10 protein-coding genes are annotated in these 10,383 nt (G+C 66.5%); all 10 read right to left on the reverse strand.

What is annotated here, in order from left to right:
* Positions 1 to 47 precede the first annotated feature (47 nt).
* Positions 48 to 977, reverse strand: a complete 930-nt coding sequence (locus tag QZY06_RS10690) for a thiolase family protein (RefSeq protein ID WP_295683911.1) — start codon at positions 975 to 977, stop codon at positions 48 to 50.
* Positions 974 to 1,378: an OB-fold domain-containing protein gene (locus QZY06_RS10695; RefSeq protein ID WP_295683914.1), complete on the reverse strand. Its 405-nt coding sequence runs from the start codon at positions 1,376 to 1,378 to the stop codon at positions 974 to 976. Before QZY06_RS10695 ends, QZY06_RS10690 begins: the two co-directional genes overlap by 4 nt.
* Positions 1,375 to 2,847 (reverse strand): hypothetical protein, encoded by a 1,473-nt coding sequence (locus tag QZY06_RS10700; RefSeq protein WP_295683917.1) that lies wholly within the window; start codon positions 2,845 to 2,847, stop codon positions 1,375 to 1,377. Before QZY06_RS10700 ends, QZY06_RS10695 begins: the two co-directional genes overlap by 4 nt.
* Positions 2,844 to 4,229, reverse strand: coding sequence for an acetyl/propionyl/methylcrotonyl-CoA carboxylase subunit alpha (locus QZY06_RS10705; protein WP_295683920.1), 1,386 nt, complete (start codon positions 4,227 to 4,229; stop codon positions 2,844 to 2,846). Before QZY06_RS10705 ends, QZY06_RS10700 begins: the two co-directional genes overlap by 4 nt.
* Positions 4,226 to 4,702 carry an acetyl-CoA carboxylase biotin carboxyl carrier protein gene (gene accB, locus QZY06_RS10710; RefSeq protein WP_295683922.1) on the reverse strand — a complete coding sequence of 159 codons (477 nt, stop codon included), beginning with the start codon at positions 4,700 to 4,702 and terminating at the stop codon, positions 4,226 to 4,228. Before accB ends, QZY06_RS10705 begins: the two co-directional genes overlap by 4 nt.
* Positions 4,703 to 4,732: 30 nt before the next feature.
* On the reverse strand, positions 4,733 to 6,256 hold the full coding sequence (locus tag QZY06_RS10715; RefSeq protein WP_295683925.1) for a pyruvate, phosphate dikinase: 1,524 nt from the start codon (positions 6,254 to 6,256) through the stop codon (positions 4,733 to 4,735).
* The gene (locus QZY06_RS10720; RefSeq protein ID WP_295683928.1) at positions 6,253 to 6,849 is read right to left on the reverse strand and encodes a hypothetical protein; all 597 of its coding nucleotides are present in this window, start codon (positions 6,847 to 6,849) and stop codon (positions 6,253 to 6,255) included. The genes QZY06_RS10715 and QZY06_RS10720 overlap by 4 nt, the downstream gene beginning before the upstream one ends.
* The gene (locus QZY06_RS10725; protein ID WP_295683931.1) at positions 6,846 to 8,324 is read right to left on the reverse strand and encodes a class I adenylate-forming enzyme family protein; all 1,479 of its coding nucleotides are present in this window, start codon (positions 8,322 to 8,324) and stop codon (positions 6,846 to 6,848) included. Before QZY06_RS10725 ends, QZY06_RS10720 begins: the two co-directional genes overlap by 4 nt.
* A gap of 10 nt (positions 8,325 to 8,334) precedes the next feature.
* Positions 8,335 to 9,906: a hypothetical protein gene (locus QZY06_RS10730; RefSeq protein ID WP_295683934.1), complete on the reverse strand. Its 1,572-nt coding sequence runs from the start codon at positions 9,904 to 9,906 to the stop codon at positions 8,335 to 8,337.
* Positions 9,903 to 10,383, reverse strand: a 481-nt coding sequence (locus QZY06_RS10735; protein WP_295683937.1) for a PEP-utilizing enzyme, incomplete at its 5' end; no start/stop codon positions are given. The genes QZY06_RS10735 and QZY06_RS10730, both read right to left, overlap by 4 nt.

Genomic DNA, 10,383 nt, shown 5'->3' on the forward strand with positions numbered 1-10,383 from the left:
GAAGGGCCATTTTGAGGCCTACCATAAGTCATTGTTAATAAACGCAATTATACAAAAAACACTTGTAAGCCATTGATTTTGAAGGAATCCCAAACCGCCGCTTTTTCCTTCTTCAACCAGATGACCCCGATTTCGCCGATGGTGAACGAGTCATGCACTTCGATGACGTCGACCTCGGATGGCCGGATGCCAGCCTGCGCATAAGCCATCTGCGCGGCGGCGCGCACCGGGCCTTCGCCCCAGAATTCGTTCGATCGATGATCCCAGAGACGCCCGGACGACATCGCCGACGCCAGCACCCGCACTTCGCCAGCGCGGCCCCGCGGCCGGCTGATGACCATCGCGCCGGCGCCATCGCTGACCGGGCAGCACTGCAGGAATGTCAGCGGCTCGGCGATCATCCTCGAACTCAACACTTCGTCGACGGTCGGCGCGCTGCCGCGCAACTGGGCGCGCGGGTTGCGCGTGCCATTGCTCTTGTTCTTCACGGCGACCTCGGCGAACTGCTCCGGCGTGGCGCCGTACAGGTCGATGTAGCGCTGCGCCTGCAGCGCATAGAGGCCGGGCAACGGCAGGCCGGCGCGGCCTTCGGGATCGGTCGCTTCGGGCACGATCGCGCCGCTGGTGAACAGCGAGGACAGATGCTCGATACCGAACACCAGCACGCACTGGTAGCGCCCGCCGGCCACCGCTTCGACCGCCTCGTGATAAGCCGCCGTGCCACTGGCGCAGGCTGCTTCGATGGTCAGCACCGGCACGCCGCCGATGCCGATGCCGCGCAGGGTGCGCGTGGCGATGCCGGGCGGGCCGAACACGCTGCCGACGAACACGGCGTCGATCTCCGCGGCTTCGGTGCCGGCGTCCTGCATCGCTTCGAGGATCGCGTCCCAGGCCAGCGATTCGACTCGCCGTTCTGGGAAGCGGCCGTAGTCGGACGTGCCGACGCCACGGATCACGACGGGATGACGGTTGCTCATGTCGCGCTCTCGCTGGTTACCATCAGGTCGCCGCCTTCGTCGGCGCCGATGATGCGGACGCGGCTGCCGGCTTTCAGCATCGCCGGTGCAGCGAGATGGGCGAGCACGCGCGGGCCGTCGTCGAGATCGACATAGGCCAGCGCATACGGCGGCTTCCAGCGGCCGACCGGAATCTGCACCAAGGTCGAGGACCAGACCGTGCCGAGCGGGCCGAACGCGACGCGCTGCTGATCGCGGCTCTGACAGGCCGGGCACCAGGGCGCGGCAGGCGCCGTGGTGTAGCCGCAGCTTGCACAGCGAGCGCCGAGCACTTGCTGGCCTTCGACCACCGGACGCGGATCGGCAACGAAGGCGCCGCCCATCACTTCACCGGCGCGGCGCTTGTTCGGGCTGGCGCTCATGAGGTGGTCCTGCCGAGTTGCAGCGAGAAATCACCGTTGGCGAATTCGATCTGGGTGCCGGAGGTCCGGTTCATCAGCTTCTCGATCAGCGCGACGGCGGCGCTGTCCTTTCCGCGGATCACGTAATCGCGCTTCGGCGGGCCGGCGGCGCGCATCGCGGCGATGTCTTTCTCCGGCACCAGCAGGCGCAGGATCAGTTCGTCATCGGAGACCTTGCCGAAATCCTTCCTTAGCTCTTCGAGCGAAGGCTGGGATGGCGTCCAGTTGATGAAATCCTTGGCGCGCGGTGTCGACAGGATGCGATCCCTGACGTTCTCGTCCAGCGGCCCCACCGGCTTGCCGTAATGGCCGAGCACATAGGTGATGATCTCGTCCGGCGCGAACTTGTAGCGCTCGCCCGGCGTCATCAGGTTCATCACCGCCTGCGTGCCGATCAGTTGCGAGAACGGTGTCGCCATCACCGGGTAACCCAACTCGTGGCGGATCGTCGCAATCTCTTCAAGGATCGCCGGCAGGCTGGTTTCGATGCCGCGATCCTTGAGCTGGTTCTTCAGGGTGCCTGTCATGCCGCCGGGCAACTGATGTTCGTAGTGGAACAGGTCGTACTCGGCCGGCTGGCCGATCGGCAACCCTTCCTGTTCGGCGATCGCGCGCAGCTTGTCGGAGACACGCTCGACGGTTTCCAGGTTCACGGTCGAGTTCCAGCCCTTCGCTGCGATGTTGCGCAGCATCGCTTCGGTGGACGGATGCGCCACGCCATTGGCCAGCGGCCGGCAGATGGTGTGGATGGTGTCCGCCCCTTGCTCGAGCCCCTCGATGTAGTTGAGCGGCGCCAGGCCGGTGTTGTTGTGGAAATGGAGTTCCAGCCGCTTCCTGCCGATCGCCTTCTTGACCACCTTGCACAGGCTGCGGGTGCGCTCCGGCGTCAGCACGCCGCTGGCATCCTCGATCTCGATGCCATCGACATCGAGCGCCGCCAGTTCCTTGGCGCGCTCCGCGTAGTAGGCATCGGTGTGGTACGGGCTGGAGCTGAACAGCATCGTCGGCACCGCTTCGCAGCCGGCCGCTTTCGCGACCTTGGCGAGGCGGCTGATCTTGTCGATGTTGAACAGGCCGTCGTAGATCCAGAACGAGCGGATGCCGTTCGCGGCCAGCCGCTGGATCCACAAGTCCATCACCACATCCGGCGTCAGGTTGAAGGTGACGATGCCGTTCGAGCGCGTGCCGGCGCGCAGCTTGGTGCGCGGCATCGCCGCCGACAGCAGGCGCAGGTTCTCCCAGGGGTCTTCCTTGCAGTGTTTGACCTGGATCTCGAACAGCGAGGAGCCGGTGATGTCGAGCTCGTCATAGCCGGCGCGGTCGAGGTCCGGCGCCAGGGCCAGCGAGATCGCGGCGGGCATGCGCATGCCCCACCAGCTCTGCTGGCCGTCACGCAGGGTCTGGTCGATGAAGCGGATGGTGCGGCTCATGCTTGGCTCCTGCGGTGTTCGAGGTATTGGCTCATACCGGTGTTTTCGATCCAGCGCGTCGATACCCGCATGGCAGCGAAATCGGCATGCGACAGCACGAATCGGTGGAACGACAGATTGGTGTGCACGCCTTCGATGGCGATCCGGTCGAGCGCTGCAAGGGTCTGCGTGATCGCGGCGCCGCGATCGGCGCCGGCGCAGATCAGCTTGGCGAGCAGCGAGTCGTAGTACGGCGGCACCCGATAGCCGGCGTAGCCGTGACTGTCGATGCGGATGCCATCGCCGACCGGCAACTCCCAGCGCGTGATGCGACCGGGCGAGGGCATGAAGTCGCGATCGGCATCTTCGACATTGATCCGGCATTCGATCGCATGGCCACGAACCTTGACATCGGCCTGCGCAAAAGACAACGGCGCACCTTCGGCGATGCGGATCTGCTCGACAACCAGATCGATGCCGGTGATCGCTTCGGTCACCGGATGCTCGACCTGGATGCGGGTGTTCATTTCCAGGAAGTAGTAGCGATCGCCAGCGGTGTCGTAGAGGAACTCGACGGTGCCGGCGCTGCTGTAGCCGATGCTGCGAGCGAAGCGCAGCGCGGCATCGAGCAGGCCCTGGCGGGTGGCTTCGGGTAGGTCCGGCGCTGGTGCTTCCTCGATGATCTTCTGGTGCCGGCGCTGCACCGAACAATCGCGCTCATGCAGATGCACGACGTTGCCGTGGCTGTCACCGAGCACCTGTACTTCGATGTGCCGCGCCCGCTTGACGAAGCGTTCGAGGAACAGCCGGCCATCGCCGAAAGCCTCCAGCGCTTCGCTGGATGCCTGCTCGAAGCGCTCGCCGATCTCGTGGGCATCGCGCGCCACGCGCATGCCGCGGCCGCCACCGCCAGCCGACGCCTTGAGCAGCACCGGATAGCCGACCCGCTCGGCGATCTGCCGCGCCTCGTCGACGGTTTCGATCTCGCGAGAACCGGCGGCCAGCGGCACACCGATCTGCTCGGCACGCTTGCGCGCCTCGATCTTGTCGCCGGCTGCACGCATCGCAGCGGCGCTCGGGCCGATGAAGGTCAGATCGTTGGCGACACAGGCTTCAGCCAGCGCCGGACGCTCGGACAGGAAGCCATAGCCGGGATGGAGCGCATCGCAGCCAGTGCCCTTGGCGGCGGTGATGATGGTCGGCACCTGCAGGTAGCTGTCGCGCGCCATCGGCGGCCCGATGCAGATCGCGCGGTCGGCGAGTCTGGCGGCCAGCGTGTCGCGATCCGCCGACGAGACGCCGACCACGCACTCGATGCCGAGCGCACGGCAGGCGCGCACCACGCGCACCGCGATCTCGCCACGATTGGCGATGAACACCCGGCGGATGCGCTTCGCGATCATGCCGGCTGAATGTAGATCAGCGCCTGCTCGAACTCGACCAGGTCGCCATCGGCCACGGCGATGCGCGCGATCTTCCCGGCGACACCGGCCTTGACGTGGTTCATCAGCTTCATCACTTCGAGGATCGCGATCGTGTCCTCGGCGGTGACCATCTGACCCAGCGTCACGAACGGTGGAGCACCCGGTTTCGGTGCCGCATAGAAGTGGCCGAGCATCGGCGCCTTGACTGCAATCCAGCACGGGTCGATCGCAGGTACCGCTGCCGCTGCTGCGGGCGGGGCAGCGCTAGCCGCAGGAACTGGTGCAGCAGCAGGCGCAGGCTGCAGCGCCGTTGCGGTGGGCGGCTGGCTCTGCACGCGCCCGGTCTTGGAGATCAGCAGTTTCATGCTGCCGCTCTGCAGCAGCATCTCGCTCCAGCTGGAGCGGTCGAACATGTCGAGTACCCGCAGGATTTCGCTTTCACTCAAGGCCATGGCCTGGCTCCCGCTGATGATGGTGGTGGTTCATGGCTGCGCGGCGGCCAGTGCTGCGCGCAGCGGCCGGCCTTCGGTCCAGGCGGCGAGACGGGCCAGCCAGGGATGATCGGTTTCACTCGGGATCTCGGTGGCCAGCAGGCCGTCGTAGATCAGGCCGCGATCGCCGTCGACGGTGACCATGCGGCCGCGCAGCAAGGCCAGCGTGCCGTCGCCGCAGCCGACCACGCAGGGCTTGCCGAGCTGGCGGCCGACGACGGCGGCGTGAGAAGTGGAGCCGCCCTGTTCGGTGATCACGGCGGCCGAAGCGATCATGCCGTGCACGTCTTCGGGGCTGGTCGTGGCGCGGCACAGCACCGCGGGCTGACCGCTGAGTTCCAGTCGCTCGCAGTGATCGCAGTCGTCGACGACCAACCCGGCGGCGATGCCCGGGCTGGCCGGTTCGCCACGCGCCAGCACCAGCGCGTCGCGCGCCTGTGTTTCGACCAGGCGTGGCCGCAACACCGCATCGATCTGCTCGGCCTTGACCCGCGACAGCGCCTGCGCCCGTGTGATCAAGCCTTCGTCGGCGAAGTCGACGGCAGTGCGGATCGCGGCTTCCGGCGAGCGTTTCGCCGAGCGCGACTGCAGGAAATAGAGGCGACCACGCTCGACGGTGAACTCGATGTCCTGCATGTCGCGCTCGGCGCGCTCCAGCGTTTCCGCGCCGGCCAGCAACTGCGCATGCAGCTGCGGGAACTGCCTGCGCAAGCTGTCCAGCGGCTCCGGCGTGCGGGTGCCGGAGACCACGTCCTCGCCCTGGGCATGGGGCAGGTATTCGCCGTAGGGCAGGCGCTCGCCGCTCAAGGGATTGCGCGAGAACATCACGCCGGTGCCCGAATCGCCATCGAGATTGCCGAACACCATCGCCTGGATGGTCACCGCGGTCGGCAAGTCGGCCGGCAGGCCCTGATGCTTGCGATAGGTGAGCGCGCGGCGCGAACGACTGGAATCGAACACCGCCATCACGGCTCGCTTCAGCTGCTCGACGGGCTGCCGGGGAATGGCCTCACCCACTTCGGCGAGTACTGCTGCGCGCAGCGTCTCGGCGTTCGCATGCTCCATCGGCGTAGCCTTCAGCACGATGCGGCCGTACAGCTCGCAGAAGCGGCGATGGGTATCGGCAGCGAAGCCGGCGCTGCCGGATTCGCTGGCCAGCGCGCGCTCGGCTTCATCGTTGATGCCGAGGTTCAGCACGGTGTCCATCATCCCCGGCATGCTGATCGCGGCACCGGAGCGCACCGACACCAGCAGCGCGCGCTCGCTGCCACCGAAGCTGCGGCCGGTGGCACGTTCGAGCAAGGCGATGCCGTCGGCGAGTTCCTGCTCCAGTCCTTCAGGCCAGGCCCGTCCGCCTTCGAACCAGGCCGTGCAGGCTGCGGTGGTGACCACGAAGGCCGGCGGCACGTTCAGGCCGAGCGCGGCCATCTGCGCCAGGCTCCAGGCCTTGCCACCGATCTGCGCGCGCGCGGGTGCTGCGGCGTCGGCCAGCCAGTGCGTCCATTTGCCGTTCATTCTTCCCGCCGCTTGTCGAGAAGGCGCAGCAGGTCTTCATGCATCTCGAACCAGACCGTGTGGTACGAGTCGCAGCGGATGCTGCTGACCCAGTCGAGTTCGCCGGCCTCGGCGCGATCCAGCGCTTCGCTCAGGCGCAGGGCATAGCGGCCGAGTCGCGGCAAGCGAGCTGCCATGCACGCGATCTGCGCTTCGGCGCGTTCGTGCAGCGCTGCAAGGCGATCGAGGATGCGCGCGTCGTGATCGGCATTGGAGTGATCGTTGAGCACCGGCTTGCCGCCGACCTCGAGCGTCTGCCACTGCGTGATCAGCGTCTTCAGCTCGCGGTTGATGAGTTCGAAGCGCTGGTATTCGGCAGCCAGCACGCTGTCGGCACGGGTAGCGGCGAACACCTGCGGATACTGCGACTGCAACCACGCCGCGCCAGCTGGCGCCAGCACGTAGAGACCACGGGCCTGGATCACCCGGCCATCGGCGATCGCCGGCGCGAGGGCCGCTTCCAGCACCGCGCCATCGATGCCGCCGGCCTGGACCAGGCTGGCGAGATCGGCCTTGCGGCGCAGTGCCAGCAGATGCAGGGCGTCGAAGCTCATGAGGTGACTTCCTGCGCGTGTTGTTCGAGGACTCTCAGCCGCGCTTCGCGGCGCAGGATCTTGCCGACCGCACTCTTCGGCAATTCCTTGAGCACGCTGACGCCGCGCGGCCGCTTGTAGCCAGCCAGGCGTTCGGCGCAGAAGGCCAGCAGGTCCGCTTCGCTGACCGGCGCCCGCAGCGACACCACTGCGTGGACGCGATCGCCCCAGCGCTCGTCCGGCAGACCGACGACCGCCGCTTCCGAAACCTGCGGATGGGCGAGCAGCACGTCCTCGACTTCACGCGGATAGACGTTGAAGCCACCGCTGATGATCAGATCGTTCTTGCGATCGACGAGGTAGAGGAAAGCATCGGCATCGAGGTAACCCATGTCGCCAGTACGCAGCCAGCCATCGGCGGTGAACTTGGCGGTGGTTTCCTCGGGGCGCTGCCAGTAGCTGCTCATCATGCAGGTGCCGCGAGCGAGCACTTCGCCGGTTTCGCCGACCGGCAGCTCGCAGCCCTGCTCGTCGCCGATGCGCAGGCCGACCAGCGAGTAGGCGCGTCCCGCAGAGCCGAGCCGGTCGTGATCCTCGGGCTGCAGGCAGCTGATGCACATCGGCGCCTCGGCCTGGCCGTAGATCTGCACGAAGACCTTGCCGAGCACTTCGAGCCCGCGCTGCAGCACGGTCGGCGCGATCGGTGCCGCGCCGTAGACCAGTCGCCGCAGCGCCAGCTTGCGCGTCGCAAGGCTCGGTTGATCGAGCAGCATCGAGATCATCGTCGGCACCAGGAAGGTCGCCGTCGCCTGTTCGCGCTCCATCGTATCGATGAACTGCTCGGGATCGAACTTCGGCAGGATCAGGTTGCGCGCGCCGCGCATCAGATGCGGCAGCAGGAAGCCGCCGCTGCCGTGCGTCACCGGCGCGCCGTGCAGCATGGTGTCGCCACGGCGGATGTCCGGCAGCACGTCGGCCAGGAAGTTGGCGATCTCGGCCAGCTCGATGTTGGTGGTCAGCATCACGCCCTTGGGCTTGCCGGTGGTTCCGCCGGTGTAGGCGAGGCGATACAGGCCATCGAGCGCGCGAGGCACTCGGCAGGGCGCGGTATGCGGTGTCGCGGCCATCTTGCGCAGTGCAGCCAGGCTGACGATCTGCTCGGCTTCCGGGCCGCCCTCGGCTTCCCGGAGCAGCGCCACCGCACCAGAGTCGGCGATCTTGTAGTCGTGGTCGGCACGGGTCTCTCGACTGTTTAGCGGCACCCGCACCAGCCCGGCCTTGGCCAGGGCGTAGTAGGCGACCACAGATTCGACGTTCTGCGGCAGCAGCACGGCCACCCGATCGCCCGGTTTCAAGCCACGCGCCAGCAGGCCGTGACCGACTCGGTCGGTGGCCGCATCGAGCTCCTTGAAGCTCATCTGCCGTTCGGCGTCGACCAGGGCGATGTCATCGCCATAGGCCTGTGCAGCACGGTGGATCAGGTCTCCGATTTCCACGGGTCGTTCCTTATGGTTTGCCGTCGCGCAGGGCGTCGAGATCGGCGCGCTTCAGCGCCGCGCCCTTGCCGCGCAGGGTTCGCGACTGCTGCTGGCTCAAGCCGTACAGCGCATCGGCCTGCGGCTCGCGGTGGTGGTACTTGAGCCATTCCTCGTCGAGCCAGCGCCATGGCGCGGTGTTCAGCTTCGGCGTGAAGGCGGCCGCGGCCGCGTTGTAGTCGGCGAGACTCAGGCGACCGCGACTGGTGGTGTAGGCACCGGTCTTCGCCGGCAGGCTGCTGGTGCCCGGCAGCGATGGCCCCATGGTCGGCCTGTAGTCGCCGCCGCCGAGCACCGAATACGGCACGCCGCTCATCATGTGGCGTGCGCCATTGGAGGTGCGCGCCATCACGTACTCGCTGGCGGCCTGGCTCGGATACGACATCAGGCCGACCATCTCGCCGAGCGCGTCGCGGCCGTATTCGTCGTTGAGCATCGGCTTGAAGCGCGCCGCACGCGGATCGAGCGTGAACCAGTCGGCCGGATCGTAGATGCCGGCGAGGTGCGCAAACTCCTTGGGCACCGAGTAGTAGACCAGCGCGCCGGCATCGATCATCTGCTCGCGCGACCAGCCGGCGATGCGCTTCCACAGATCCGCCGTGGCCTGGCGCAGGATCTCGCGATAGCGCTCCATGGTCTGCGCCAGTTCGTCCGCGCTGCCCATGCCGACCGGCAGATAACCTTCGGTCAGCGCATCGGAGGTGTACAGGCCGACCGCGACGACATTCGCGGTGGCGTACTGCGGTTCCGATTCGAACGAGGCCCAGTCATCGACGAGATTGAAGTTGGTGTTCTTGAGGACGACCGGAATGCTCAGGTTGTTGAACGGCAGATCGGTGGCGATGCCGTCCATCCACGGGAAATCGCCTTCAGCGAGGTCGGTGAAATCGCGTACCAGCAGTTGCCGCTTGTGGCCGTCGCGAGTGCCGAAGTCGTAGGGGCCGCTGTTGTGGATGCCGATGCGGCATTCGCAGTGGACCAGGAAGGCGTACTGCGACAGCTGCGAGATCAGCTGCGTCGCAGCACTGTGCAGGCGATCGCCTTCGGTGACTTCGAACAGATCGGCCTCGAACACCTGCAGAGTGCGTTCCGGGAGCAACTGACTGCGGTCGCCGAAATCCTTGTTGGTCAGATGCGCATCGTTGCGGTGGTAGGCGAGGTTGAAGCGGCGCGTGAAGTCCATGACATAGGCCACGTCCTCGGCCGCGTCCTCGGCCTTCAACAGGCCCATGGTCATCAGCAGCTCGCGGCCCAGCATGTAGAACGCCGGAATGCACCAGGCGGTGTTGACGGTGTTGAGCTTGAGGCTGGTCTCGCGCGCGCGGTCGCCGAAGGCTTCCGCAGGCATCACCGCTTCCGCCTTGCGCAGCATCGTCGGCCAGCGATAGAAGGCGTTGAGATACGAAAGCAGCATGTACGACGGCACCGGGAACAGCTTGGATTCCTGCACGGTGCGGGTGATGCACAGCCAGTAGGTGGTGTCCGAGATCTTGCGGATCAGTTCGTTCGCGTTCAGCAGTGCCGGGTAGTCGAGCCTGTTCATGCCGGCAGCTTCCAGACCTGCGCGCGGCGTGCGCTGCCGGCTTCGTAATCGCTGCCGGATACCGCTGGCGCGCTGATCTCCATTTCCACCGGATCGCCATCCTTCAACGCCGGACCGATCTGGCAGTTCATGAAGCAGGGGATGCCGTACTCGCGCGTCAGGATGCCGAGATGCGAGCGCACCGTGCCGCCCAGGCAGATGACCGCCTTGAAGTCTTCGAGGATCGGCGCGGTCAAGGTGCCGCCGGAGTCGTCGATCACCGCGATGCTGTCCGGCGGCACGCCGTCGACCAGCATGTCGGTGACCTGGTCGAGCGTGGAGATGAAGCGGGCGATGCCACGGATGTTCGCTGCGGCCTGCACCAGGTTGTCGCCACTGCCGACCGAAAGACGACCGTCGGCATCGACCGTCGCCGTCGCCATTTCTGCTGCGAGCTTGCGCCGATACTTGTCCGGCGATTCACGCTCGGAGATGGTC

This window comes from uncultured Nevskia sp., from assembly GCF_903885465.1.
Classification (GTDB): Bacteria; Pseudomonadota; Gammaproteobacteria; order Nevskiales; family Nevskiaceae; genus Nevskia.